At 70.1% G+C, this 26,964-nt stretch carries 23 protein-coding genes and 1 tRNA gene; 8 read left to right on the top strand and 16 right to left on the bottom strand.

What is annotated here, in order from left to right:
• Window positions 1-72: 72 nt before the first annotated feature.
• Window positions 73-912, top strand: a complete 840-nt coding sequence (locus tag OG609_RS12825) for a hypothetical protein (RefSeq protein WP_327272923.1) — start codon at window positions 73-75, stop codon at window positions 910-912.
• Between the two features lie 9 nt (window positions 913-921).
• Here the strand turns inward: OG609_RS12825 and OG609_RS12820 are convergent, their stop codons facing one another.
• The 9 genes from OG609_RS12820 to ligD form a co-directional block, all read right to left on the bottom strand.
• Entirely contained in the window at window positions 922-1,401 is a 480-nt protein-coding gene (locus OG609_RS12820; protein ID WP_327272922.1) for a DUF3291 domain-containing protein, read from the bottom strand.
• Window positions 1,398-2,465, bottom strand: coding sequence for an amidase (locus OG609_RS12815; protein WP_327272921.1), 1,068 nt, complete (start codon window positions 2,463-2,465; stop codon window positions 1,398-1,400). Before OG609_RS12815 ends, OG609_RS12820 begins: the two co-directional genes overlap by 4 nt.
• A gap of 4 nt (window positions 2,466-2,469) precedes the next feature.
• Complete coding sequence (locus OG609_RS12810) at window positions 2,470-3,927, bottom strand: penicillin-binding transpeptidase domain-containing protein (protein ID WP_327272920.1); 1,458 nt, start codon at window positions 3,925-3,927, stop codon at window positions 2,470-2,472.
• A gap of 76 nt (window positions 3,928-4,003) precedes the next feature.
• Entirely contained in the window at window positions 4,004-5,383 is a 1,380-nt protein-coding gene (locus OG609_RS12805) for an FtsW/RodA/SpoVE family cell cycle protein (RefSeq protein ID WP_327272919.1), read from the bottom strand.
• A gap of 121 nt (window positions 5,384-5,504) precedes the next feature.
• Window positions 5,505-6,872 (bottom strand): HAMP domain-containing sensor histidine kinase, encoded by a 1,368-nt coding sequence (locus OG609_RS12800; RefSeq protein WP_327272918.1) that lies wholly within the window; start codon window positions 6,870-6,872, stop codon window positions 5,505-5,507.
• Window positions 6,869-7,639: a hypothetical protein gene (locus tag OG609_RS12795; RefSeq protein ID WP_327272917.1), complete on the bottom strand. Its 771-nt coding sequence runs from the start codon at window positions 7,637-7,639 to the stop codon at window positions 6,869-6,871. Before OG609_RS12795 ends, OG609_RS12800 begins: the two co-directional genes overlap by 4 nt.
• A 101-nt stretch (window positions 7,640-7,740) precedes the next feature.
• Entirely contained in the window at window positions 7,741-8,076 is a 336-nt protein-coding gene (locus tag OG609_RS12790) for a zinc-ribbon domain-containing protein (protein WP_114246634.1), read from the bottom strand.
• Window positions 8,073-10,253 carry a HEAT repeat domain-containing protein gene (locus OG609_RS12785; RefSeq protein ID WP_327272916.1) on the bottom strand — a complete coding sequence of 727 codons (2,181 nt, stop codon included), beginning with the start codon at window positions 10,251-10,253 and terminating at the stop codon, window positions 8,073-8,075. Before OG609_RS12785 ends, OG609_RS12790 begins: the two co-directional genes overlap by 4 nt.
• A gap of 229 nt (window positions 10,254-10,482) precedes the next feature.
• Entirely contained in the window at window positions 10,483-11,379 is an 897-nt protein-coding gene (gene ligD / locus OG609_RS12780) for a non-homologous end-joining DNA ligase (protein ID WP_327272915.1), read from the bottom strand.
• A 61-nt stretch (window positions 11,380-11,440) separates the two neighbouring features.
• Here ligD and ku point away from each other — a divergent pair, with 61 nt between their 5' ends.
• Entirely contained in the window at window positions 11,441-12,508 is a 1,068-nt protein-coding gene (gene ku / locus OG609_RS12775; protein WP_327272914.1) for a non-homologous end joining protein Ku, read from the top strand.
• A 117-nt stretch (window positions 12,509-12,625) separates the two neighbouring features.
• On the opposite strand, the gene OG609_RS12770 is transcribed toward ku, so the two are convergent.
• From OG609_RS12770 to OG609_RS12750, 4 genes are all read right to left on the bottom strand, one after another.
• Window positions 12,626-14,575 (bottom strand): S53 family peptidase, encoded by a 1,950-nt coding sequence (locus OG609_RS12770; protein ID WP_327272913.1) that lies wholly within the window; start codon window positions 14,573-14,575, stop codon window positions 12,626-12,628.
• A 172-nt stretch (window positions 14,576-14,747) separates the two neighbouring features.
• A complete protein-coding gene (locus OG609_RS12765) occupies window positions 14,748-16,232 on the bottom strand; it encodes a hypothetical protein (RefSeq protein WP_327272912.1) in 1,485 nt (494 codons plus the stop codon).
• A gap of 501 nt (window positions 16,233-16,733) precedes the next feature.
• Window positions 16,734-17,183 (bottom strand): hypothetical protein, encoded by a 450-nt coding sequence (locus OG609_RS12755; protein WP_327272911.1) that lies wholly within the window; start codon window positions 17,181-17,183, stop codon window positions 16,734-16,736.
• A gap of 177 nt (window positions 17,184-17,360) precedes the next feature.
• The gene (locus tag OG609_RS12750) at window positions 17,361-17,531 is read right to left on the bottom strand and encodes a superinfection immunity protein (protein WP_327272910.1); all 171 of its coding nucleotides are present in this window, start codon (window positions 17,529-17,531) and stop codon (window positions 17,361-17,363) included.
• Between the two features lie 223 nt (window positions 17,532-17,754).
• On the opposite strand from OG609_RS12750, the gene OG609_RS12745 reads away from it, so the two are divergent.
• Window positions 17,755-18,132 carry a hypothetical protein gene (locus tag OG609_RS12745; RefSeq protein WP_327272909.1) on the top strand — a complete coding sequence of 126 codons (378 nt, stop codon included), beginning with the start codon at window positions 17,755-17,757 and terminating at the stop codon, window positions 18,130-18,132.
• Window positions 18,133-18,229: 97 nt separating this feature from the next.
• Here OG609_RS12745 and OG609_RS12740 read toward each other — a convergent pair whose 3' ends face one another.
• The 3 genes from OG609_RS12740 to OG609_RS12730 form a co-directional block, all read right to left on the bottom strand.
• Window positions 18,230-19,912 (bottom strand): SWIM zinc finger family protein, encoded by a 1,683-nt coding sequence (locus OG609_RS12740; RefSeq protein WP_327272908.1) that lies wholly within the window; start codon window positions 19,910-19,912, stop codon window positions 18,230-18,232.
• Window positions 19,913-20,103: 191 nt separating this feature from the next.
• Entirely contained in the window at window positions 20,104-20,574 is a 471-nt protein-coding gene (locus tag OG609_RS12735; protein ID WP_327272907.1) for a GNAT family N-acetyltransferase, read from the bottom strand.
• Between the two features lie 312 nt (window positions 20,575-20,886).
• Window positions 20,887-20,958 (bottom strand) — tRNA-Arg (locus OG609_RS12730).
• Window positions 20,959-21,176: 218 nt separating this feature from the next.
• Here OG609_RS12730 and OG609_RS12725 point away from each other — a divergent pair.
• The 5 genes from OG609_RS12725 (at window position 21,177) to thrC (ending at window position 26,608) form a co-directional block, all read left to right on the top strand.
• Window positions 21,177-21,611, top strand: a complete 435-nt coding sequence (locus OG609_RS12725; protein WP_327272906.1) for a response regulator — start codon at window positions 21,177-21,179, stop codon at window positions 21,609-21,611.
• Between the two features lie 55 nt (window positions 21,612-21,666).
• Window positions 21,667-22,662, top strand: coding sequence for an ArgS-related anticodon-binding protein NrtL (gene nrtL / locus OG609_RS12720; RefSeq protein WP_327272905.1), 996 nt, complete (start codon window positions 21,667-21,669; stop codon window positions 22,660-22,662).
• Between the two features lie 26 nt (window positions 22,663-22,688).
• On the top strand, window positions 22,689-24,080 hold the full coding sequence (gene lysA, locus OG609_RS12715; RefSeq protein ID WP_327272904.1) for a diaminopimelate decarboxylase: 1,392 nt from the start codon (window positions 22,689-22,691) through the stop codon (window positions 24,078-24,080).
• A 95-nt stretch (window positions 24,081-24,175) separates the two neighbouring features.
• A complete protein-coding gene (locus tag OG609_RS12710; RefSeq protein WP_327272903.1) occupies window positions 24,176-25,531 on the top strand; it encodes a homoserine dehydrogenase in 1,356 nt (451 codons plus the stop codon).
• Between the two features lie 6 nt (window positions 25,532-25,537).
• Window positions 25,538-26,608 carry a threonine synthase gene (thrC, locus tag OG609_RS12705; protein WP_327272902.1) on the top strand — a complete coding sequence of 357 codons (1,071 nt, stop codon included), beginning with the start codon at window positions 25,538-25,540 and terminating at the stop codon, window positions 26,606-26,608.
• Window positions 26,609-26,964 lie beyond the last annotated feature (356 nt).

Here is a 26,964-nt window from a genome sequence, read left to right as displayed (position 1 = left end):
GGCGGGAGCCGCTGAGACGAGTCCGCCCCGGGGGGTGAAACCGCGTTCGTACGTGTGACGTAACGTGGCGCCATGAGCATGCCACCGCAGCCGCCGCAGGGGCCGTACCCGCCCCAGCCGCCACAGGGGCCGTACGGGCCCCCGCAGCCCCAGTTCCAGCCCCAGCACAACCCGTATGCCCAGCAGACCCCATACGGCCATCCGCAGCAGCAACTTCCACCCCAGGGGCCGTGGGGGCAGCCCGGGGTTCCCGGCCTGCCCGGCGCGCAGCCGCCGAAGAAGAAGCGGACCGGACTCGTCATCGGGATCACGGTCGCCGCAATCGCGGTGGTGGGCGGGCTCGGCTACGCGGCCTTCAGGCTGGTGGATGCCGGCAACGTGGTCGCGGGCGGATTCCCGGCGGCGGAGTACAGGCTCACCGTGGAAGAGAAGCTGCTGGACGGTGAGTTCACGCTGGTCGAGGACATGTCGAAGACCAAGGGCAAGGGGATCGAGGACACGTACGACCCCAGCATCCGCAATGCGAAGGCGGCTGTCGCGCAGTACAGCTCGTCCGAGGGCGGTGTGCTGGTCCTGTCCGGGATGTGGGGGCAGCTGCGAAACCCTGAGTTCGCACGGGGCAAGATTCTTTCAGGGGCCGCGGAGGCGGACGGTGCGACCCTTGCCGTACCCGCCAAGGAGTTCACCCCTGACGGATACGACATCACGGTCGAGTGCCAGGTCGTGCGACAGAAGACCAGCGGTGTGTCGAGCAGCCTCCCCATGTGCGCCTGGGGCGACGGGAACACGGGCGCCATGGTCGCCGTCGTCACCTCCGAGATCGCGGTGAAGGACCCGCGGTCCATCGACCTGAAGCAGCTGGCGGCGGACACCGCGAAGGTCAGGTCCGAGGTACGCAAGCCGATCGGCTGATCAGTCCGTTCAGCCCATGGCCGCGGTCGGCGGCGGGAAGGACTTCCGCAGAGTGAACGCCCGCTCCGTGGGACCGTGTTCACGCAGATGGAGCAGGCGCTCCTCGGCGTCCCGCACCGTCGGGCGCACGCCCGCCGGCACCCACCACAGGGCCGTCATGGCCTCCTCCACCCGCTCGAACCACTCGCGCCGCCGCGCCAGCAGCTCGCGGTGCTGCCCCTGGTACATGAACGCCGTCAGTGCGTCCGTGTCGCGCCACACCGACATGTTCACGATCAGCCAGGTGTCCCCGAAGACCGGTACGTCGGTGGCGTTGCCGGTTTCGCTCTGTAGCCGCCAGACGAAGCCGGCGGCCTGGTCGGCGACCGCGTTCACCGGGTCGAGGGCGTCGACGAAGTCCTTCAGCTCGGGGGAGTCCAGGGGGAATCTGAGGCGGGCTGTGTTCACCTGGGCCAGCTCATGGCCGGTCTGTCGGTCGCTGTATGTCATGGCCGCACGGTAATCAGCACACTCTCCACCGCAAGGGCCATTCCGAGCAGTGAGACGTCCGCGCCCCGCTCTGCGGCCAACTGCAGCCCGACCGGGCAGCCGTCCGCCGTGAATCCGGCGGGCACACTCGCCGCGGGATGCCCGCTGAGATTGAACGCCCAGGTCAGGGCGGTCGAGTAGAGATCGCCCGGACCGTCGTGGCCGTGCGGGCGGTTGGGGGTGGTCGGGGTGAGCAGCAGAGGAGTACGGGAGAACAGGGCGTCGAGCCGGAGGCCGTTCTCGCGGCGGATCTCCGTGGCGGCCGGGGACGGCTCCCCGCTCCGGACCGCCTGCCATGCCTCTCGCGGGTCGAGCAGCTCGCACGTACGGTCCACGAGCCGCACCACCCCGCCCGCCACGAGCCGCCCCACCGCGCGCCGGACGACCGACTCGACTTCCGGGTCGACCTCCGCGTACCCCAGACCGGGGCTGAAGACAGCGGGGATCGGAAGATCCGCCGCCGCCGGTTCGCAGCCGTCCAGGACACAGCGCAGATAGGTCTGGGCCTGGGCCGCCGAACGGGTCAGCACCCCGGCGGAAGCGAGCCCGGACCGGTCGGGGGAGGGCAGCAGGCCGTTCGTCGTCTTCAGGCCGAACACCCCGCACCACGCCGCCGGAATCCGTACCGACCCCGCCCCGTCGCTGCCGGTCGCCAGCTCCACCAGATCCGCCGCGACCGCCACCGCAGAGCCGGCCGAGGAGCCGCCCGGTGTGCGGTCGGGGCGCCACGGATTGACCGTACGGCCATGCGCGCCCAGCCCCCAGGTCTGCCAGGGCGTACCGGGGCCCGGCACGGAGGTCGCGCCGACCGGGACGCCACCGGCCGCGATCAGCCGCCGGGCCGCGTACGAGCGGATACCGGCCGGCCCCTTGACCGCGAACGGCTTACCGGCCAGCGGAAGCTGACGAGCCCGATCCTCGTCGGCGAGCGCCCTCTCGGGCCACACCTCGATGAACGCGCACAGGCGCGGATCCTCCCGCCCGATCCGCTCCAGCGCCCGGCCCACCTCGCCCGCATCCCTCACGCGGTCATTTTCCCAGAGCCGCCTGCATGACGGAACGGGCGATCGGGGCCGCGCTGCCGCCGCCGCTGATGTCGGCCCGGTTCGCGGCCGCGTCCTCGACGACCACGGCGACCGCGACGGCCGGCTGCGCCGAGTCCGGCGCCTGCGCCCAGGAGATGAACCAGGCGTAGGGCCTGCCCGAGTTGTCGATGCCGTGCTGTGCGGTGCCGGTCTTGCCGCCGACCTTCACCCCGTCGATCGCGGCGTTGGACCCCGTGCCCTGCTCCACGACGTCGACCATCATCCGCCGCAACTGCACGGCCGTCCGAGGGCTCATCGCCTGGTGGTAGGTGTGCGAGCCGTTCCGGTGGACGGTCGAGCCGCTTCTCGTGGTCGTACGGTCCACCAGGTACGGGTACTTGAGGTCGCCGCCGTTCGCCACGGCCGAAGCCACCATTGCCATCTGGAGCGGTGTCGCCGTCGTGTCGAACTGCCCGATCGACGAGAGCGCCAGCTGGTCGTCGGACATCTCGGTGTCGAAGTTGCTCTTCGCCACCCCCGACGGGATCTTCAGCCCGGTGTCGTTGAAGCCGAACTTCCGCACCGCGTCCACCATGCTCTTCAGCCCGACCCGCACCCCCAGCTCCGCCATCACGGTGTTGCAGGAGACCCGGATCGCCTCGGCGAGCGAGGCGTTCTCGCAGCCTTCCGCCTCATTGGGGAGCGTGGTCGACGTACCCGGCAGAACATAGGGGGACGGGGTGTCGGTCTCGTTGTCGGGGTCGGTGACGACGTCCGCGTCGAGAGCGGCCGCCGCTGTCACGATCTTGAAGGTGGAGCCCGGCGGATAGGTCTGCCGGATCGCCCGGTTGAGCATCGGCTGGCTCTTCGCCGCGTTCAGCTGCTGCCAGGCGTCGGTGACCGGCGAACCGGTGCCGGAGAGCCGCCCGGGATCGTACGAAGGGGTCGAGACCAGCGCCAGGATCCTGCCGGTCGACGGCTCGACGGCGGCGACCGCGCCCCGCCGCCCGCCGAGCCCGTCGTAGGCGGCGCGCTGCATCGAGTCCTTGATGGTCGTGACGACATTGCCGCCGGGCTGCTGGCTGCGGGTGATCTCGTTCCACAGGGGGAACGGGGCGAGCATCGAGTCGGTGCCGGAGAGGATGCCGTCCTCAGCGTTCTCGATCAGGGTCGTGCCGTACGTCTGCGAGGCGTAGCCGGTCACGGGTGCGTACAGCGGGCCGTTCTCGTACGTGCGCTCGTACTTGAGCTGCTCGCCGGTGTCCTTGGTGCCGGTGACGGACTTGCCGCCGACCAGGATGTTGCCGCGCGGCTGGCTGTAACGGGCGATCGTGAGGCGGCGGTTGGCGGGATTGTTGTCCAGGCTGTCGGCATCGAGGACCTGGATGCGGGCGGCGTTCAACAGCAGTGCCACCAGCAGCAGCAGACAGAGCGCGGCGGCCCGGCGGATGTAGCGGATCACGGCCTGGCCTCCGGGGCTCGCGGCGGGTAAGGGAGCACGGCTCGCGGGGACGGGATCACAGTTCGCGGGGGCGGGATCACGGCTCGTCCTCCGCCATCGGCGCGATGACTCCGGTCTCCACATGGTCGGGACGGGGTCTGCGGGCCTGGTCGCTGACCCGGATCAGCAGCGCCACGATGATCCAGTTGGTGACGACGGACGAACCGCCCTGGGCGAGGAACGGCATCGCCATGCCCGTCAGCGGGATCAGCCCCATCACCCCGCCCGCGATCACGAACACCTGGAGCGCCAGGATCGAGGCGAGACCGATCGACAGCAGCCGCCCGAAGGGGTCGCGCAGGGCGAGGCCGGCCCGGTAGCCGCGGGCGACGAGCAGTGCGTACAGCAGGAAGACCGCCGTCAGTCCGGTCAGGCCGAGCTCCTCGCCCGCGGTCGCCAGGATGAAGTCGGACTTGGCGGCGAAGCCGATGAGGATCGAGTGGCCGAGTCCGAGTCCGGTGCCGAGCATCCCGCCCGCGGCGAACGCGAACAGCGACTGTGCCAGCTGGCCGGGGCCCCGGCCGGCGGCGATGGACGCGAACGGGTCGAGCCAGTCCTGGACCCGGCTGTGCACATGCGGTTCGAAGGAGCCGACGACGAACGCGCCGACGGCGGCGAGCAGCAGACCCACCGCGATCCAGCCGGTCCGGCCGGTCGCCACGTACAGCATGATCACAAAGAGGCCGAAGAAGAGCAGCGAGGTGCCCAGATCGCGTTCCAGGACCAGCACACCGACGCTGAGCAGCCAGATCGCCACGATCGGGCCGAGCACCCGGCCGGTGGGGAGCTGCAGCTTCCAGATCCTGCGGCCGGTGTGGGCGAGGGCGTTGCGGTTCGCGGCGAGATACGCGGCGAAGAACACGGCGAGCAGGATTTTGGCGAACTCGCCCGGTTGGAAGGAGAATCCGCCGACCCGGATCCAGATCTTGGCGCCGTTCACCGCGGGGAAGAAGATCGGCACGATCATCAGGACCAGGGCGGTGGCGACCGAGAGATAGGCGTACCGCTGGAGCACCCGGTGGTCACGCAGGAAGACGACCACCGCGATGAAGAGCGCCACGCCGAGCGTGGACCAGATCAGCTGGGTGGGGGCCGCCTGGTCCTTCGGCGTCTCCAGGTCGAGCCGGTAGATCAGCACCAGGCCGAGCCCGTTGAGCAGTACGGCGATGGGCAGCAGCAGCGGATCGGCGTACGGGGCACGGAAGCGGACCGCGAGGTGGGCGAGGAGAGCGAGCAGCCCCAGGCCCGCGCCGTAACCGGCCACATCGGGCGGGACCGCGTCGTTCCTGGCCAGGCCGACGGCGGCGTAGCCGTAGACGGAGATGAGGACGGCCCCGACGAGGAGCAGCAGCTCGACTCCGCGCCGCTTGGGCAGACGTAGATCGGGCGGGGGTGCGTCCGCCGTCGTTGCGGTCATGCCACGCAACGTAGCAAGAGGTGGTGTCTATTTCCCTTATGTCATAGCGGGTATGTCCACAGACGTGTTCATGAGGGTCTGCCCGGCGGCAGGCATCGGCGGGTGCGTGGCTGACGCCCCCTCACTCCTTGTGATGCGGTCCGGATTCCGGATCGTCCCGGCTCTCCGACACCTCGTCGTCCAGCCGCACGTACTCGGGGAGCGTCAGCCGGGCCACCGCCCCGCCGTCCTGGGCATTGGAGAAGGTGAGGTCGGCGCCGATCACCTCCGCCTGTCCGGCGGCGATGGTCAGCCCGAGACCGTGTCCCTTGCCGCCGCCCTCGGTACGGAACCGCTGCGGGCCGTCGTTCAGCAGATAGTCCGGAAAACCCGGCCCGTGATCGCGTACGGTCACGACCGGCCCGTCGACCGTCAGTACCACCGGGGGGCGGCCGTGCCTGTGCGCATTGGTGATCAGATTGCCCAGCACCCGCTCCAGGCGCCGCTTGTCGGTCTCGACCTGTACGTGCTCCTGCGGTCGCCCTGCGGTGGTTCTTTCGGCATGGATCTCGGTCTCCGTTCCGGATGTGCGCACCACGCGTTCGACGAGCGGCACCAGTTCGTGGACGTCGAGATCGACCTGCTCCGTACGGGCGTCCAGCCGGGAGATCTCCAGCAGATCCTCCGTCAGCCCCCTCATCGTCCGGACCCGGTCGCGTACCAGTTCGGACGGCCGCCCCGGCGGCAGCAGTTCGGCGGCGGCCCAGAGGCCGGTCAGCGGGGTGCGGAGCTCATGCGCCACATCGGCGGTGAACCGCTGCTCGGTCAGCAGCTTGCGCTGGAGCGTGGACGCCATCGTGTCCAGCGCACCGGCGACGATCGCCACCTCGTCCTGCGGGCGCGAAGCGTCCGCCGTGCGGGGGTCGCCGACGCGGGCGTCGAGGTCGCCCGCATTGATCCGGCGAGCCACCCGGGCCGTCTGGTGCAGTCGCCGGGTGACCCGGGTGACGGCGAACGCGCCGACGAGCAGGGTGGCGCCGGTGGCCAGCAGGGAGGAGCCGACGATCGCCCCGTCGAGATCATTGATCGTGCGGGCGCTCTGGCTGTAGTCCACCTGCGTGGCCAGTGCGCGGCCGTCGGCCGGAGCCGCCGCCCACATGGCGGGACGCCCGTTGTGAGCGGCGACGAGCGTGCCGCGCCGGCCGTGCGCGGCCAGCGCGCGCAGGGAGGCGGGCAGCCCCGGCGGATCGATGCCGGAACCCGGCGGGAGCTCCTCGCCCGTCTCGTACGCGGCGCTGACGTCCGCCAGTCGCGACAGCGCCTCCTCGCGCGCCTGGTCGACGGTCGCACGTGTCACCTCGGTGTGGACCAGCACGCTCAGCAGCGCGGCAAGGGTGCAGCACATCACGGTGATGAAGACGGCCGACTTCCAGGTGAGCGTCGCGGTCCAGGCAGGCGCGCGCAGCCCGCGCCGCTTCGTTCCGTGCCGCCCGGCCCCACGTCGCCTCATCGGCGCTCCGCGGAGACGCCGACGGACGGTGCGGCGGTGGGTCCGGCGGTCGTGGATCCGGTTGTCGGACGGGCGGTCGTGGGGTGCGGCTGCGGGGCCCGGGACGCCGGCATCCGCAGGATCTCGTCCCGGGTGGGCAGCATCGCGCGCTGCCTGTCGTCCCAGGACCAGGCGGTGCGGTACTCGTACCCGGTGATGGCCGACGGCACCCGCATGATCAGATCCCGCCCGGCCAGCTCGACGCTGATCACGGCGTCCGCGGTGGACAGGATCCGGGTCAGCCCGCCCGCCTCCGGCATATAGACCCGTACGGAGAGCTGGCGGCCGGGCAACCGGACGCCGAGCACCATCTCGTCCTTGCCGTCGCCCGTCAGATCACGGAAGTAGGGCTGCAGCACGGGACAGGAAGCCGGTTCGGCATGGCACGCGACGATGTGGCGGACTGTGTCGGTGGGGAGGCCGGCCGTGCCGCTGGACCGGTTGGGCCGGGCCTTCAGGCCCGCCTGCACCACCGCCACCGGATCCAGACGGTGCACATCGCCGTCCGGCACCTCGATCCCCGGGATGCGTGCGGTCTCGCCCTCGCCGTAGTCGTACGGAGCGGCGGAGGCGGGCGGCAGCTCGGGCCAGAGCCGGGCGGGCCCGATGACGATCGGGGTCGCTCCGGCGCTCCGCAGCCCGCCGCCGCAGCCGGCCAGCAGCACTGCGCCGACGACGGCCCCGAAGGCCGCCGCCGTGCGGCGCTGCACCCGGCGATTCGGACGCATGACACCCTCCCTTCTCGCGGTCTGTGCCTCATAGACCTTATTCGGAAGGAAGTCATTTTTGTCTATTTAGTACTGGTTGGGGCGCTGTTTGGGATGCCGCTTCAGCGCTGGTACGGGTTCTGTCCCTGTCCGCCGGGCGCGTATCCCGGCTGCCCCTGCCCCTGTCCCTGTGCCTGCCCGAACGGATTGCCGTCCTGCGAGGCGGCATGCTGCGCCAACAGCTGTTCGGCCTGCTCCTTCGGGATCTGCTGCTCCCCGCCGCAGAACGTGCACTGCGTCGCGAACTTCGTCGAGAACGGGAACAGCGGCACGAAGAACAGCGTGAACTTCGTGACCCGCTTGCGCAGCGTGTGCGCGGCCGGATTGCCGCACCAGCCGCAGACCATCGTCAGGATGGCCAGTTGGTACAGATAACCCCGCGTACCGAAAATGATCATGTTGTGGGTCCCTTCCCCGTATTACCCAGAAGCGCCTGCCGGCAGAGCGCCAGCAGCTTTTCGTCCTCGTATGTGTCGTGGCTGCCGTATCCACCGTCCATCGCGTTGTGACGGCGTACGGAGGCGAGCTCGGCGCGCAGCACATGTGCCACGTCCGACCCTGCACCAGCGACACCCGTCCGCGCCAGACATTCCGCCACCCGGACCCGGACATGACGGTTCTTCTCCCAGGCCGCCAGGAGCACCGGCACGGACTCCTCGGCCCGCCCGGACACGTCCCGCAGCGCGATCGCCGCATCCACCCGCAGCCACAGCTCCTCGTGCCCGAGCAGTGCGCGCAGCCGGGGCGCCGTCACCGCCGCCCGCGTCCCGAGCCTGCCCAGCGCGTTCACGGCGGAGCGCCGTTCGTGGGCCCGCTCCGCCTGCAGGCCCTCGATCAGCACCGGCAGCACGGCGTCGGCGTCCCCGTCGACCGCCCACAGGGCCTCCGCGACCTCCGTCGCCGAGGTATTCCCGGGGCGGCGCAGCAGAACACGCAGCTCCGGTACGGCACTGTGCGCCGCGGGCCCGAACGAACCGAGCGCCCGCAGCGCCGCCGTACGCAGCCACTCGCCCCGGTACTCCGGCGCGCCGCGCAGCACCCGCAGCACCTCCGGCATCGCCTCGTCCGCCCGTAGCGCGGTCAGCCCCGTGAGCAGCGGGCTCGCCTGGTCGTACGCCCCCTCGTGGAGACGGACCTCGCCGAGCCTGCGGCGCAGCAGAGCGGTCAGCGGGGCCGCTGCCGCTCCCAGACAGCCGATGGTGAATCCCACGTCGTGCGGCACCTCGGGCCGCTCCAGCGCGGCGGCCAGCGCGGGCACGGCACGGGCATCGCCGAGCCTGGCCAGCGCCTTCACCGCGCTGCCGAGCCCCGGAGGCCCGCTCGGCCAGTCCTGAACCCAGGCACCGGGGTCCGCCGCCACCCGGGCCGCCAGCGCATCGGCGGCGGGCGCGGCGAGCCCGAAGAGCTCCTCCAGCACATGCGCGGCGGCCTCGGCCAGCCGTGGCTCGGGGGTGGCGAGCTGCTCACCCACGAGCCGGACCAGCTCCTCGTACGAGCCGCGCCAGGCCCGGATCAGCCCACTGCTCATCCGGAGCGCATCGATCCGCTGCTGGTGGTCGGGGCTGCGCAACTGATACGTCAGCAGCGCCGTCCGCTCGGCGACCCGGTCGTCGAGCCCTACATGCAGCGTCCGCAGCAGGTCCGCCGTCCAGGGGGCGGTGCGCCCCGAAGTCTCCTCGTCGGACAGCGCCCGCAACTGCCCCACCAGGGTCACGGGCGTGGCCCGCTCCTCGACGGGCGGCTCCACGGTCCCGGCCGCCTCCGAGTGGGCGTCGACGGCCGCGACCGCCTCGGCCGGACCGGCCTGCGCATCGACTGCGGGAGCCGCCCCGGCCCGGCGCACGGGCACCGAGCGCAGCTGCCGCAGCAGCCCCGTCACCACTCGTACGACATCGCCCGGCAGTGCATCCGGCGCGCACCGCGCCAGCTGGGCCAGCGCGGCCAGCCGCAACCCCGGCGGGAAACCCTCACCGGCCAGCCGGGTCAGCCAGCCGGCCACCTGCCCGGCCAGCGCACCATGCCGCAGAGCGACCCGCCCCGCGGCTTCCACCAGGGCGAGTCGTACCTCCTCGGCCGGCTCCACCGGCAACCGCTCCCGCAGCAGCGCGAGGACCCGCACGGGTTGGCTGTGGAGCGTGGCGAGTGCCAGGGGTGCGGAGAGCCGCGCGCCCGGGTCCTCGTCGGCCATCAGCTCGAAGAACACCCCGGCACCCGCGGTGACGGCGGTCGCCGCCATCGCGTAGTTCGCCGCGCCCTCGATCTCGTCCTCGTCGATCTCGTCCTCGTCGTCCCCGTCCAGATCGATGCCGCCGATGCTGGTGAGCAGCTCGATGATGCTGCCCCGGTCCTGAATGCCCGGATCCACGACCAGCTCGAAGAGAAACGGAATGCAGGCCAGCGTGCAGGCGTACACATCACCCTGGTGGTGAACGGCCCCGTACATGCCGTCCAGCGCCGCCTCGCGCTCCGCCGGATCGGCGGACGCGAGACCCCGCAGCATCGCCGGCACATCATCGGCAGGCCCGTAGGCATGCTCCATCGAGGCCCAGTCGACCTCGTCGATTCCTGCGAACACGCCATCGCCTCCCCACGCAATTCCACGAAGCAGTGTCTGCGAGGAGTCTGCACCACGGCTCGGACGCTTTGCCCTCCGCATGCGGTCTTTTCCTGAGGACATGACAAGATCGTCCGCCATGCGTTATGCGATCCGGGGGCGAATTTCGGACGCGTCGACCGACCGATGAAAGCAGCCCGTCCGGCGATCTAGGACAGGAGGGCCATCCCGGCCCGGCCCCCGCCCGCCCCTACCGTGCGGGCGGCAACCGCCCTGCCCGGTTCGGATCGATGAGCGGCCCCAGCAGATCCCCGTACCGCTCCAGCCGCGCCCCCATGTCACCGGCCAGAAAGACCAGCTTCCCCGGCGCCCGGCACTCCTCGATCTCCGCCCAGGTGACGGGCGCCGAGACGGTCGGTTCGGGCCGGGCGCGCAGCGTATAGGGCGTGGCGGTCGTCTTCGCCGCCGCGTTCTGGCTGAAGTCGACGAACACCTTTCCCGGCCGCAACGCCCGCGTCATCCTGTGCACGACCAGCTCCGCAAGCTCCTGCTCCGCCTCGACGGCCAGCCCTTTCGCGTACGCCGACACCCGATCGGCAGGCGTGGGCTCCAGCGGTACGAGCAGATGCAGCCCCTTCGACCCCGAGGTCTTCCCGTACGCGAGCAACCCGTCCGCCGCCAGCCGCTCGCGCAGCCACAGGGCCACCGCGCAGCACTCCACCACGGTCGCGGGCGCACCGGGGTCCAGATCGAACACCATCCGGTCGGCGATCCCGGGCGCGTCGGCCCGCCACTGCGGAGTGTGGAATTCCACCACCAGATTGGCCGCCCACATCAGCGAGGCCAGATCCTGCACGACCACCTGTCTGGCCTGTCTGTCCTCGCCGTGCGGCACGGCGGTGGTCCGTACCCAGGACGGCGTACCCGGCGGCGGATTCTTGGTGAAGAAGCGCTGCCCGTCCGGCCCGTCCGGATAGCGCAGGAAGGACACGGGCCGGTTGTGCAGATGCCCGAGCAGGGCCCCTGCCGCGGTGGCCGCGTAGTAGTGGAGCACCTCGCCCTTGGTGGTTCCGGTGGCCGGATACAGCACCTTGTCGAGATTGCTGAGCGCCAGCCGCCGCCCCTCCACCTCTGTGATCGGCGTCATACGATAAGAATCACACGTTTCCCGGATCTATAGGTATCTATATGAACACAAGGGGTGAACAGTGCGGTCCATTTGGAACGGCGCCATCTCCTTCGGGTTGGTCAGCATCCCGATCAAGCTGGTCAACGCCACCGAGAGCCATTCGGTCTCCTTCCGCCAGATCCACCTCGCCGACGGCGGCCGGATCCGATACCGGAAGGTCTGCGAGATCGACGAGCAGGAGGTCACCGCCACCGACATCGGCAAGGCGTACGAGGACGCCGACGGCTCGGTGATCCCGATCACCGACGAGGACCTCGGCTCCCTCCCGCTCCCCACCGCAAAGACGATCGAGATCGTCGCCTTCGTGCCGGCCGCCTCGATCGACCCGCTCCAGATGGACGCGGCGTACTACCTCTCCGCGAACGGGGTCCCGGCGGCCAAGCCGTACACCCTGCTGCGTGAGGCGCTGAAGCGGAGCCAGAAGGTCGCCGTGGCGAAATTCGCGCTGCGCGGCCGCGAACGGCTCGGCATGCTGCGGGTGGTCGACGATGTGATCGCCATGCACGGCCTGCTCTGGCCGGACGAGATCCGCAGCACCGAGGGCGTCGCCCCGGCGACCGAGGTCACGGTCCGCGACGCCGAACTCGATCTGGCCGACGCGCTGATGGCCACCCTCGGCGAGGTCGACATGGACTCGCTCCACGACGACTACCGCGAGGCGGTCGAGGAACTCATCGCGGCGAAGGCGGACGGCCGGACCCTGGAGCCGGCCGCGGCGGACGCCCCGGGCGGCGGCAAGGTCATCGACCTGATCGCAGCGCTGGAGAACAGCGTCCGGGCCGCGAAGGAGGCCCGTGGCGAGGAGCCGGAGGCCGCCGGGGAATCGGCCGACGCGCCCGTCGCCAAGGTCACCTCGCTCACCGGCCGCAAGAAGTCGGGCGGAACCGGAGCGAAGAAGAAGGCCACGGCGTCGACCAAGAAGACGGCCACGCAGAAGTCGACGCCGAGCAGGGCACCCGCCAAGAAGACCGCCGCACGGTCGACGGCGAAGTCGTCCGCCAAGACGACGGCGAAGAAGACCACCGCGAAGTCGGACACGAAGTCGACGACGAAGAAGGCGGCCCCTCGCAAGCGCGCCTCGGCCTGAGACGAGCGCGCCTCGGCCCGGGATGCGGGTGCGCGGCACGAGCCCGGAGCCACGCACGACCGATGGCCGCCCCGGAGCGGGCCCCGGGACGGCCGTCGACGTATACCAGCCGCTACGTCAGTGCCGGCGGTACGAGTTCACGTAACCGGCCGCCGGAGTCCCGACACCCGTCACGTCGTCGTACCCCTTGACCGCCTTGAGCGAGGCGTCCTTGCCGAGGCTCCGTACCGACGTCAGCACGCCGTCCGTCGCGTCGAAGCTGTTGGCGAAGTCGACCCGGGCCACCGCGAGATCGCGGTTCGGGCCCAGCGGGTGGTCGGTGACGTCGTGGTACGCCTTCGAGCCGTACCGGGCATAGATCGCCGGGTTGGCGAAACCGATCGGCAGACCGTGCTGGGCCTGCTGCGCGAGCGCCTGGACACCGGCGATGACCGGCGCCGCCAGTGACGTACCACCGATGCGGTACTCGTCGTAGCCGAGCGATCCATCGGGCAGCGTCTGGGTCTGACCGACCAGGAAGCCGGTGTTCGGGTCGGCGACGGCCGCGATGTCCGGGGCCGTGCGCATCCGCTTCTTCCCGTTCGCCTGCGCGAGCGAGTCCGGGACGACTCCGCGCTGGTAGAACGGCTGCTTCACGGACGAGCTGGTGCCGCCGCCCGCACCGGAGGTGTACGCGCCCGGGAAGCCGGTCCAGGTCTTGCCGTCGTCGGCGAGGCTCGCCTTCAGCGTGCCCCAGCCGGTCTCCCACTGGTACGTGTCGTTCTTGCCGACGGCCAGCGCGGTGCCGCCGACCGAGGTCACCCAGGCGGAGTTGGACGGGACGTCGATCTGCTTCGTACCCGTGGACGCGACGTTGTCGCCGTCGTCGCCGGACGAGAAGTAGAAGCCGATGCCCTCGATCGCGCCCATCTTGAAGACCTGGTCGTACGCGGCCGCGACGTCCGGGGTCTCGTTTGCCTCGATGTCGCCCCAGGAGTTGGAGACGATGTCCGCGAGCCGGTGGTCGACGACCTTGTTCAGCGAGTCCAGCAGATCGGCGTCGTAGCAGGAGGCGCCACCCACGTACACGATGTCGGCGGCGGGCGCGACCGCGTGCACGGCCTCGACGTCGAGGGTCTCCTCGCCGTACCAGCCGGAGGCCCCGCACTCCTCGGTCTTCGTGTAGTCGGCCGGCAGCACCTGGCTGAGCTGCCCGCGACGGTACGGGGCGTCGCCGTTGCGCTTGGCGTACTCGGCGGCGTCCTTCGCGATGGTCGGCGAGGCGTACGCGTCGGTGATCGCGACGGTGACGCCCTTGCCGGTCCAGTCGCCCGCACCGTATGCGGCACGCAGCTGCTTGCCGGTGTAGCCCTTGACCGCATACGGCACCTTGGACCCGTAGGCGCTCGGCAGCGTCGACGCGGTCTTCGAACCGTAGTACGAGGAGAAGGGGCCGGAGTTGCGGAACACCGCGTCCGGCGGTGGCAGCGTCTCGTCGTGGCTCGACTTGTGCGGCGCGTTGTCCAGGCCGGAGACGGCGAGAACGGCATCGCTCAGCCCGGCGGGCACGGAGGCGGTGGAGGCCGGGGCCCGGTAGGTCCGGCCGCCCTTGCGGTAGTTGCGCAGCTGGGTGCCGAACGCCTTCTCGGCGGCGGCCACATCACCGGTGGCCGAGACATAGTGCCGGTTGGCGCCGGTGACGGTCAGCCCGTTCGACTTCAGCCACTGGCCGACCTGGTCGATCTGCTGCTGAGTGGCCCCGAACCGGGCCTGTGCCTGCTCGGCGCTCAGGTACTTCCCGTACGAAGCGGACTGCGGGTCGGACACGGCAGCGGCGTAGGCGGCCAGCCCCTTGGCGTCCCGTCCGGCCAGATGGACCCGGACGCCGACCTTGTTGCTGTCGGGCGTGGCCCCCTGGTCGGCCTTGGCGGTCGCCCAGACAGGCTTGGTGCCCTGCAGCGCGTCCCGCCCGCTCGGCGCGGAGTCCGCGCTGGCGGTCGGTATCCCGAGGGCGAGCGCACCGGCAAGCAGCGGCAGTGTCGCTGCCATGCTCAGCGCGGCGCGACTTCTCGCGCGGCTGGTTCTCATGTAACCCCCTGCGATGTGGTTCTTCGCGTGTGGAGCATGTGCCGGATGATGTGCACATGTAATGCGCCACTCTGGCGAGGAACGCCTCATGCAGGGGGCATGTATTCACCAAGAATCGACCAAGTGGCCGTGGTGATGGGGTAGTTCACGGAGAATCTGCGGAAATGGGCCCTCAGGTGTTCGAAACCGAGTCCCTCGGGCCGGTGCCGAGCGAGGTCGAACTGGTCACATACGTGCAGCCGGTGTACCGATACCCGGGCTGGATCCTCGAACCGTCCGCATAGCTCGTGACACTCGTGCTGGACGAGCCCCCTCGGTGCTTGTACAGGAAGTGGTACTCACCCGCGGGCAGCCACAGCGTCGCATGCGGATAGCTCTTGCCTTTGGCCTTGCAGGCCGACAGGGACCCGCTCACCCAGGAGTACGACCTGCAACTGCCGCACCCCCCGATGCTGACCTTCCCTGTCACCGGCCCGGTGTAGAGGATCTCGACCCCGTCGGGGGCGTCATTGCTGATGACGAGTTGCATCCGGGCCCCGCCCGGCCGGCCCGAGGGCGGCAGGTGCTTGCCGGCCGCCGGCCGTGTGTCGGCGATCTCGGCGGCGACGGCGATGTCCCGGGCCCGCGCCCTGCGCTTGTCCTTCTTGTACGTGGCGGCGAACTCCGTCAGCGTCTGCCGCGCCTCGCCGAACCGCTTGTCCTTGAACTGCGCGAGTCCGCAGGCGTAGATGCCGTTCTCGATGGCGCCGTCGGCATTCCTGGCCAGCGCCGAGACCGACTTGTCCGGCAGTGCGAGAGCCGTCGCGCGGAGCCGGCGCAGTGTCTCCGTGGCCGCGCAGGGATTGCTCCCGCGTACGGCCCCGCTCTGCTCCGAGATCTTCCCGGAGACCGCCGGACCCACCTTCTCGGCCTGCGCCGAGCCGGGGAACGTACGCAGCAGTTCGTCCAGGTCACGGCTTTCCGTACCGGCTGCCGGGTTACCCAGCTTGGACACCCCGCACTCGTACAGCGAGGTGGCCAGCGGAACGTCGGGGTAGCCGACGAGATCGCCGAGCAGCTTCGGGTCGATCTCCTTGGGCACGGTCCGCAGATAGGTCAGCGGCTCGATGGCCTCGCAGTGCTTCTTCTGCCGGTACGGCGCCGAGACCGACCGGTAGTACGCGTCGAGCCGCTTCGGTACGAGCTCCCCGGCCCTGGACCCTGCGTGCTTCTCGCCGAGCTCGCGGTAGACGGCGAGCGCCGACCGGTAGTCGCCCCGGGCGGCGCCGAAGGTCTTGGCCGAAGCCGCTTCGACGGTCCTGTCACCCTTGTCGAGCCGGTCGAGCAGCATCTGCTCGACGGCCTCGTCCTGCGTGGAGCCGTAGAACACCACGCCCCCCGCAGGCACCGCCAGCAGCACCAGGCCGACCACGGCCGCCACCATCGGCCGCCACGACCCGCCGACAGTGCGACGCCGGGCGATCCGCGCCCCGTCCACGGCCGCCAGGACCAGCACGACGAGATACGCGACGACGAGCCCGCCGGCCACCCCGTCGGGATCGGCCGGCAGCGCGACGAGCAGCAGCGCACCGGTCGCCGCCCAGCACAGAACCGTCCTGAACCAGCACCGCATCAGCGCATAGCCGAGCCCGAACCCACTCAGATTGAGCAGCCCCACGGCCAAGGAGCGCAGAACACTCCCCGGCGGCGGCGGCCCGACCGTGGGCGGCCGGCCAGGAGGCGGGGGAGGTGGGGGATGCGGCGGGGAAGCGGGTGGCGGCGAAGGCGTATTCCCTGCCCCGAAACGAAGCTGATCGTCCCAACTCACGTCGGCCCCCCAACCGTTGAGCTATCGGGCCTGGAACCGCACCCGGTTGGATTACCATCCACGACGCCCCGAACAGTGTCAATCCGGACGCCTGTAGGTCCGTCCGCCGCCCGACGACTCGCGACTGGCACCGAACCGGTATCGAGGCGGCCCGGCCCCGCTGGTCGGCCACAACGGCCGCATGTCGTGCCTCCAGTGAGGCGAGGCGGCGGGACTTGTGGGACCACTCGCCCTTGGAGCGGTAGCCGCCTGCGGCCCGCTTCGTTCCTTGCTCACCGATGGGGAGGGACAGGCGGTGCCGAAGCGTCCTGATCCCGGCTTCCAGCGTCTGGATGTGCGCCGCAGGTGCTGCTACGCCGCCTCGCGCCCGACAGATCCGATGGCTCGTTCTTCGACGGTCTGAGCCGACGTTGAGGAGAGCGCTCCCGGATTCACTCGTTCTTGCGGCCGGAGGACGACAGAGGACAGGGCGGTGACGGCGATGAACAGCGCCAGGGGCCCGAGCGGCATCACGATGTCCGGCCTGTCACTGAGCTGATCGATGTAATGGCCGACGGTGACGAACCAGCCGATGGTGCCGACGGCCACGGTCAGATACACGCGACGCTCCCGCAACAGCCGCATCCCCGCCCACAGCACGGCGGGCATTACCAGCAGGGTGTTGACGATCGCCGCCGAGAACGCGGTGTCCCCGGAACCACCGAGATCACCACCCACATTCGTCGCCGCCTGCTGCCACTGGGACAGTGACAGGCCATCGGACAGTAAGAGATGGGACAGGGCGGCGGCGATCACGGTCACGACCAGCGCCTTACCGATCCGTCGAGCCGCAGATTGCATATGCATGGCGTCACGATAGGTCGCGTACGAATCCGGGCCGGAGCGGGGCCCAAGATGTCTGCCCCCAGGCCCCAGGCCCCCGGCTTCACCGGCCGGCCGAGCCGCCGAGGCCCGCCATCCGGCTCGCGAGCACGGACATCACGCCGCGGCTGACACCCTGGGCCTGCGCAGCGCCAGACAGAGGGCCAGAACCCAGCCCAGGAGAGTCGCGCCGAAGACAACATTGACGACCAGGACCAACCACCGGTCCCCGCTGCTCCGGTTGAAGGCGATCAGCGACGGCAGCAGGTAGAACACTGCGTCGATCACAACGACTATCACGGTCGACACTCAGTCCACGAGGGTCCTTTGGCCGAAGTGCCGGGGCCGGTCACCGTACATGGCCAAGATGCCCCGCAGTCGCGTCCCCCCTACTGGAGCACGCTCGGCCGCCCCTTGCGGTTCCCCGGTCCGACCCCGGACCGGCGGAGGCACGAAAGCGCGAAAGACCGACCGACCACAGGCCGCACGGCTCCCCGCCTATGCTCGCTGGATGGAGCAGAGTGAAGTGGTGAAGCGTGTCGTGGGAATCCTCACGGAGGCGGGCGAGATCCGCCGGCTCCTCGAAGAGAACGTGGACCGCGAAGATGTGGAAACCGATCCGAGCGTGGTGACCGCGCTCCTGAACGAGACGATGCCCCGGATCACGATCCCCGAGGACGCCTCGATCGAAGAGGTAGCGGTCCTTGTCGGCCGGGAGGTCGGCGGCGCGGTGGAGCAACTGGTCGGCGCGTTCACCCTGGCCTTCGCGATGCTGGCCCAGGTGCACGACTCCGGGCAGACGGACGTGACCTCCGCCGACGTACTGCAGGACCTGGCACTGCGAGCAGAACAGATCGGCTCCGGCGGTTCGGAGGACATGGACCCGTAGACCGCACGGCCCGAGCCGACCCGCAGCCGCTCGTCCGTCGCATCGGACCGAGGTATTCCGTCCTCCGTGCCCACAGGTGTTCGTGCGGCCGGCGGGGTCACAGGCCGTGCTGGTCGAGGAGCCGCATGAGATTCCGCTTGCGCCTCTGGGCGGCTCGCAGGGCAGCGGCGTACGACATGAACTCGTCCTCGGTGCCCAGGCGGCGGTGGCAGTCGCGGATGCTCAAGAGCAGGCTGGTCAGCTGCTCGTAGATCGTGTTGCCGGTCTGCTTCGTGAGAGGTTCGGTCAGGCGCAGGTAGACGCGGAGCGCGTCGGAGGGACGAGAGGCGCGTGCCTGGTCGGCGAGGGCGAGCCACTGCCGGTCGTGGGCGCCGGTCTCGGTCGCGGCCTGCCAGGCGGCGGCGATGTCTTCGTCGTCGAGCAGGGCGTCGATCAGGACAGGCCCGCCGTACCAGGACCGCTGCCGCTGTTGCGCATCGGCCCGCAGCAGCGCGAGAGCTCGCTCACGTTCTGCCTGCCAACGGTCAGCCGCCTGCGCCGCCGTACGCAGCTGCTGGTACGCGGTCAGGGAACGGCGGGCTGCGAGGGTGTCGCGGCGCAGGGCGACGACGTCGGAGAGCCGATCCGCGCGGGTGTACCGGTCGCAGAGGTAATCCACCAAGGCGATGTCGGGGGTAACGGGGCCAGACGCTTCCTCAACGCCGCGCTCCGCCCACCGGAGGGACTCGTCGGGACGGCCCGCGGTGTCCAGTTCGCGGGCGATGACCAGGTGGGTGCTGCCGTCGGGCGCCAGGTCTGCAGCGTGAACGGCGACCACGGTGTCCACATCATCGCCCGCCCTGGCCAGCCGCTCCATCAGATACTTCTCCGCCCACCCGGTACGGTTGCCGCGCCACGCCTCGACAGCCAGCTGCCGTACGGTGACCATGCCTTGCTCTCCGAGGACATCCGTGTAGTCGAGCGGGTCGACGCCGGTCAGGTCGTCCAGGTCACTGAGCACATGCCGGACCAGCCACCGCCCGGTCTCGTCCGGGTCCGGACGAGCCGTACGGCATGCGTTGAGATGGGCTTCGGAGAGAGCGGCCCCGACCTCGCCCAGCTGCCCGTCGGAGTCGTCGATGCCGTCCTGCCCCTCGCTCAGCAGCCGCATCGCCTCCCGCGACAGGTGGATCGCGTCCTCGGCCCGCCCGGTGGAGGTCAGCGCGGTGATCGAGGACACCGCCTGCGCGGCTTGTTCGCCATACGCGCGGGCATCGGCGTACTCGACGTATCCGTACCGGGCGAAGGGAGTGATATCGAGGAGTTCACGGATCCGGGTACGGACCTCGGCCAGGTCCCCGCGGGCGCTCGCCGCCCGCAGTTCCAGGCGGCGGCGTACCTGCCGGTCCTCGGCGATCTGTTCCCGGACAAGGGCGAGGAGTTCGTCCCTGGACAGTCCGGCCAGCCACACGTCCAGCTTCTGCGCACGACTCCGGGCTCGGCTGCGCTGCTGCGGCAGCGCAGCCGCCTCGGCGAGCGCGGTCAGGCCGAGTGCGACCAGGTGCTTGCAGAAGTTGCCTTCCATGCCGTAGGGGCAGTCGCACTCCCCACCCAGCCTGCCGGGTCCGCCGAGGGACAGCTCCACCGCGTACGCGTCCGTCCCATGAACCGTGGCCGTGATCCAGCTGTCGCCCACTTCCACGGCGGTCACCGCATCCACGTATCCCTGGCCCCGCTCGAAGGAGCGCGGACCGGCCAGCGCACGCAGGTCGTTCTCGTTGAATCCTGTCTTCCGTGACACAAGGTCATTCAACCGGAGGGGGGAGCATCGCTCTGCGGCATTCAGGAATCCCGCTGGTATTGCCGAGACGAAGAGTTGCTGCGTGAATACGAGTGGTCACGTGCATCCGACGTTGGCCCCCAGCCTGCATGGGCGGGGGGCTTCGTCGTGTTTCAGCCGCGCGTCATCGGCCGTTGGCTTTCCGTATGAGCTCACCGAGTGGGGAAGGTGAGCCGCAGAACGATCTCGCCGTCGTCGATCTCCCCGGTGGGCTCGAACCCGAACTTCTGATAGAAGGGCCACGGTTCGCCGTCGCCGGGCTCGTAGCTGGTCAGCAGCTCGGTGGCGCCGTCCGCGCGAACCAGGGCGGTGATCTGCGTGAGCGCCTCTCGGCCGATCCCTCGCCCCTGGTACCGCTTGTCGACGAGGAGGCGCCAGATGAAGTGCCGCCCTTGGTAAGGACCAGCCGGCGGTTTCCACGACAGCATCACGAAGCCGACCGGCTCGTCGTCGCGGTACAGGGCGCGGTACCAGGGATTGGCCTCTGGTTTCTTCGTCGCCTCCTTGAGCGACTTGGACACGGAGGCGACGAACTGCTTCTGGCCACGCCGGACGCGGAGGGCACGAACAGCATCCCGGTTGTCGTCGGTGATCTCCCGCAGCTGCACGCCTGGGGACCTCATGCCACACCCCTTCCTGCACTCGGCAGCCGCGCCATCCGGGCCGACGTGAAGAGCCGCCGCCGCGCGGTAGTCCGTTGTGTGTACGCAATATCAAGGACGTCAGGTTGGACGTCTTCGCAGCGTATTCGACGCAGCGGATCTGGAGCGGGACTGGCACGCCGGGCGGTGCCCGCGTCCGAGGCAGCTGCTTCGACCTGGGCAGACACTCCAAGATCCTGTCCACGAACAGCGCTGCACATGCCTGTGCATACGCCAAGACCCCGGCCTCAGCGTTTCCGCTGGTGACGGGGTCTTCGGGCACTTCGATCGAAGTGCCCCCGGCAGGATTCGAACCTGCGCACACGGCTCCGGAGGCCGATGCTCTATCCCCTGAGCTACGGGGGCGTATCGCTGCGTTACGCGGCGACGGGAGAAACACTACCAGCTTCCGCAGGGTGTCCGTGAACAGGTATTTCCGTGCTGTCGGAGGCGGCGGTACAGGCCGCGCAGAGGGGGAGTAGGGGCGGTCCTGGGTGTATCCGGCCACCCCCTGCGCCACTCGTCCGGGGTCGGAAATAGGCAAAACCCGGACGCAGCCCCTACACCCCGCCTACTCTCGGAGTGTGTCAGGGGCGTGTGGCCGCGTGCTTGTTGTCGACGACAACAAGGTCATCCGGCAGTTGATCAGGGTCAATCTTGAGCTTGAGGGCTTCGAGGTCGTGACCGCGGCCGATGGTGTCGAGTGTCTGGATCTGGTGCATCGGGTCTGTCCCGATGTGATCACGCTCGATGTCGTCATGCCCCGGCTGGACGGTCTGCAGACCGCCACCAGATTGCGCTCCGATCCGCGGACCAGACATCTGCCCGTGGCGGTCATCAGTGCGTGTACGCCTTACGAGGTGGACAGCGGGGTCGCCGCAGGCGTCGATGCGTTCCTGGCGAAGCCCTTCGAGCCGAGCGAGCTGGTGCGGCTCGTACGGCAGTTGATGGACAGGGAGGACCCGTCGTCGGTCGACGGCAGACACGGCGCCGGGAGGGCGGAGAGCGCCGCAGGGTGACCGCATGGCGAAACCGGGTCGCGGGGCGCCCCCCTTCCTCCCATACGCTTGTCCTGTGACCCCCGCCGATCTCTCCAGGACCGTGCTGCACGCCGTGCGCCGCGCGGTCGACGAGGACGCCTTGCGCGCGCCCGTGCCCGCGCGCGTGCGGGTGGAGCGGACACGACCGGGCGGGCGTGGGGACTACGCCACTGCCGTCGCCCTCCAGTTGGCCAAACCCGCCGCGCTGCCGGCCAGGGATGTGGCCGAGATTCTTCGGGAGCGGGTGCAGGGGGCGCCGGGGATCAGTGGTGTCGAGGTCACCGGGCCCGGGTTCCTGAACTTCACCCTGGACGGTGACGACGGCCTGGCCGCCCTTGTCGGCGCCATTGGGGCGAGCGGTACCGAGTACGGGCACGGGGACGCCCTCGCCGGTGTATCCGCCTCGTTCGTACTCGTCGAGGAGGTGCGCGCCCGTGTCGTCACCGAGACCGTCGAGCGGCTGCTCCGGTCTCAGGGGGCGGAAGTCGGGGCGCGGGCGGCCAGCGGGGAGACGCTGCATGTGGTGCCCGTGCCCGCCGCGGACCGCGATCTCTTCGCGCGGCTCGGGAGCGACGCCGCGCGCTGGGCACTGCTGCGGGCCGCCCCGCACGACCGGGCCCGGTGCACAGGGAGCGATGAGCTCCTCGTGCAGCAGGAAAGCAATCCGTTGTTCCGGGTGCGGTACGCGTACGCCCGGACCCGGGCCTTGAGCCGGAACGCTCAGCAGCTCGGGTTCTGTGGCGCCTACGAGGAGAGTGTGGACGCGCCCGTGCTCGGCGCACTCCTCGCCGACCATCCCGGTGTGCTCGCCGCCGCCGCCCGCCACCGTGAGCCCGACCGGCTCGCCCGGCAGCTGGAAGCGGTCGCGCAGGCCTTCTTCGACTTCCACGACGGCGCCGCCCCGCTCCCCGTCGGTGACGAGAAACCCTCGGCCGCCCACCGCTCCCGGCTCGCCCTCGCCGAAGCAGCCGGGACGGTGCTGGCAGGCGGCCTGTCCCTGCTCGGCATCAGCGCACCCGAAGTCCTCTGAGAGACCCGAGAGAGCAGAGCAACACGATGAGCCGATCCGCACACCCCGCCGGGCCCCGTCACGCCGATGTCATGACGGAGGGGCACTACACGGCCCCGCCCGCCGATCTCAACGTCCTGGACGAGAAGGTCTGGGCCCGTACCGTCGCCCGTGACGAGGACGGTGCGGTCACCGTCGGCGGGATCGAAGTGACGCGACTGGCCGAGGAGTTCGGCACCCCCGCGTACTTCCTCGACGAGAGCGACTTCCGGGCCCGCTGCCGGGCCTGGGCCGATGCCTTCGGGCGGGACGCCGATGTGTTCTACGCCGGGAAGGCGTTCCTGTCGCGGGCGATCGTGCGCTGGCTCAAGGAAGAGGGGCTCAACCTCGACGTCTGCTCCGGGGGAGAGCTGACCTGCGCACTGGACGCCGGGATGCCCGCCGAGCGCATCGCCTTCCACGGCAACAACAAGACCGTCGCGGAGATCGAGCGGGCGGTAACCGTCGGCGTCGGGCGGATCGTGCTCGACTCCTTCCAGGAGATCGCCCGGGTCGCGCACATCGCGCAGCGGCTCGGCAAGCGGCAGCGCGTACAGATCCGGGTGACGGTCGGCGTCGAGGCGCACACCCACGAATTCATCGCCACCGCCCACGAGGACCAGAAGTTCGGCATCGCGCTGGCCGGGGGACAGGCCGCCGAGGCGGTGCGCCGGGCGCTCGCCCTCGACGGGCTCGAGCTCATCGGCATCCACTCGCACATCGGCTCGCAGATCTTCGACATGGCCGGCTTCGAGGTCTCGGCCCGGCGTGTGGTGCAACTGCTTGCCGAGGTGCGCGACGAGCACGGCATCGAGCTGCCCGAGATCGACCTGGGCGGCGGGCTGGGCATCGCCTACACCTCCGAGGACGACCCGCGCGAGCCGCACGAGATCGCCAAGGCGCTCGGTGACATCGTCACCCGCGAGTGCGAGGCGGCCGGGCTCGCCACCCCGCGGATCTCCGTCGAGCCGGGGCGCGCCATCGTCGGCCCCACCGCGTTCACGCTGTACGAGGTCGGCACCATCAAGCCCCTGGAGGGGCTGCGTACGTACGTCAGCGTCGACGGCGGCATGTCGGACAACATCCGCACCGCGCTCTACGACGCCGAGTACAGCGTCGCGCTCGCCTCGCGCACCTCGGACGCCGAGCCGATGCTCGTGCGCGTCGTCGGCAAGCACTGCGAGAGCGGCGACATCGTGGTCAAGGACGCGTTCCTGCCGTCCGACCTGGCGCCCGGCGATCTGATCGCCGTGCCCGCCACCGGCGCGTACTGCCGCTCCATGGCGAGCAACTACAACCATGCCCTGCGCCCGCCGGTCGTCGCCGTGTGCGACGGGGAGGCGCGAGTGATCGTCCGGCGCGAGACGGAGGAAGATCTCCTGCGTCTCGATGTCGGCTGATGAAATAGATGTCTCAGGATCCGGACGAGTGACAGAAACTCCCGTCCGGTGAGTGAGACTGGTCCACACATCAGATGTAAAGGAAACGAGGTCGGATGATGCGTACGCGTCCGCTGAAGGTGGCGCTGCTGGGCTGTGGAGTGGTCGGCTCAGAGGTGGCGCGCATCATGACGACGCACGCCGACGACCTCGCCGCGCGCATCGGCGCGCCCATCGAGCTCGCCGGTGTCGCCGTGCGCCGGCCCTCCAGGGTGCGGGAGGGGATCGACCCCGCACTGATCACGACCGATGCGACAGCCCTGGTCAAACGGGGCGACATCGACGTCGTCATCGAGGTCATCGGCGGCATCGAGCCCGCCCGTACCCTCGTCACCACCGCCTTCGAGCACGGCGCGAGCGTCGTCTCCGCCAACAAGGCGCTGCTTGCCGAGGACGGCGCCGCGCTGCATGCCGCCGCCGAGCAGTACGGCCGGGACCTCTACTACGAGGCCGCCGTGGCCGGCGCCATCCCTCTCGTACGGCCGCTGCGCGAGTCTCTCGCCGGTGACAAGGTCAACCGGGTCCTCGGCATCGTGAACGGCACCACCAACTTCATCCTCGACCGGATGGACACGAGCGGGGCCGGATACTCCGAGGCGCTCGACGAGGCCACCGCCCTCGGATACGCCGAGGCCGACCCGACCGCCGACGTCGAGGGCTTCGACGCCGCCGCCAAGGCCGCGATCCTCGCCGGTATCGCCTTCCACACCCGGGTCAGGATCGGTGATGTGCACCGCGAGGGCATCACCGAGGTCACCGCCGCCGACATCGCCTCGGCCCGCCGCATGGGCTGCACCGTCAAGCTCCTCGCCATCTGCGAGCGTGCCGCCGACGGCCAGTCCGTCACCGCGCGTGTGCATCCGGCGATGATCCCGCTGAGCCACCCGCTGGCCTCTGTCCGTGAGGCGTACAACGCGGTCTTCGTCGAGGCCGAGGCGGCCGGACAGCTCATGTTCTACGGTCCCGGCGCCGGTGGCTCGCCGACCGCCTCCGCGGTCCTCGGCGACCTCGTCGCGGTCTGCCGCAACAAACTCAACGAGGCCACAGGTCCCGGCGAGTCCGCGTACACGCGCCTGCCGGTCAGCCCCATGGGCGACGTCGTCACGCGGTACCACATCAGCCTCGACGTGGCCGACAAGCCCGGCGTACTCGCCCAGGTCGCGACGGTCTTCGCCGAACAGGGCGTATCCATCGATACGGTACGCCAGCAAGGCCGGAATTCAGGCAGCGGTGACGAAGTCGCCATCGAGCAGGGTGGCGGCGGGCGACGGGCGGGCGGTGGTGGCGAGGCATCCCTCGTCGTCGTCACCCACCGCGCGCCCGACGCCGCCCTCTCGGCGACCGTCGAAGCGCTGCGCAAGCTCGACACCGTGCGCGGTGTCGCCAGCATCATGCGTGTTGAAGGGGAGTAAGGACCCATGACCAGCAAGGGCACCCACCAGTGGCGCGGCATCATCGAGGAGTACCGGGACCGCCTTCCGGTCACGAGCGCGACGCCGGTCGTCACGCTTCGTGAGGGCGGTACACCGCTCGTCCCCGCTCAGGTCCTCTCCGAGCGCACGGGCTGCGAGGTGCACCTCAAGGTCGAGGGCGCCAACCCCACCGGCTCCTTCAAGGACCGCGGTATGACGATGGCGATCACCCGGGCCAAGGAGGAGGGCGCACAGGCTGTCATCTGTGCCTCCACCGGCAATACCTCCGCCTCCGCCGCCGCGTACGCGGTGCGGGCCGGCATGGTCTGCGCCGTCCTCGTGCCGCAGGGCAAGATCGCGCTCGGCAAGATGGGCCAGGCGCTCGTGCACGGAGCCAAGATCCTCCAGGTCGACGGCAATTTCGACGACTGCCTGACGCTGGCCCGCTCGCTCTCGGACAACTACCCGGTGGCGCTGGTCAATTCGGTCAACCCGGTCCGTATCGAGGGTCAGAAGACCGCCGCGTTCGAGATTGTCGACGCACTCGGCGACGCCCCGGACATCCATGTCCTCCCGGTCGGCAATGCGGGCAACATCACCGCGTACTGGAAGGGCTACAAGGAGTACGCGGGCGACAGCATGTCCACGCACACCCCGCGCATGTGGGGCTTCCAGGCCTCCGGCTCCGCGCCGATCGTCCGCGGCGAGATCGTCAAGGACCCGTCGACCATCGCCACCGCGATCCGGATCGGCAACCCGGCCTCCTGGCAGTACGCGCTGGACGCCCGGGACGAATCGGGCGGTTTCATCGACGAGGTGACAGACCGCCAGATCCTGGCCGCCTACCGGCTGTTGGCCGCCCAGGAGGGTGTCTTCGTCGAGCCCGCCTCGGCCGCATCCGTCGCCGGTCTGCTGAAGGCCGCCGAAGAGGGCAAGGTCGACCCGGGTCAGAAGATCGTCTGCACGGTCACCGGCAACGGGCTCAAGGACCCCGACTGGGCCGTCGCGGGCGCTCCGCAGCCGGTCACGGTCCCGGTCGACGCGGCCACCGCCGCCGAGAAGCTGGGCCTCGCGTAGGCCCTGGGGCCGGTCGGCAGGAGCCGGGCTGGTCGGCTGTCGGTGAGAGTCCGGCACCCCTGTGCGGGAGCCCGGCCCGCCGTCGGCAGGAGCCCCGTTCACCTGTCGGTAAGAACCCAGCTCAACCGCCCCTTTCCGGGGCGGAGAGCGCATAGGAGGCGGGCGACACGCCTCGTGCGCCTCCTGTGCGCCCTATGTCGCGACAGAACCTTCCTTCGATAAGCTGTACCCAACCCGCCCCGCCGCATCTGCCGCGGTGCAAGGGCCGTTGTGGCCGTCGGGTTCCCCGGAATTCCACTCCCCGCCGCCACGACCTCCCGCCAGCATCGAGAAAACGCTTCACCACCCCCGCTGTC

The sequence above is a fragment of the Streptomyces sp. NBC_01224 genome, assembly GCF_036002945.1.
GTDB lineage: Bacteria > Actinomycetota > Actinomycetes > Streptomycetales > Streptomycetaceae > Streptomyces.
This window is presented reverse-complemented; position numbering and strand designations above follow the sequence as displayed.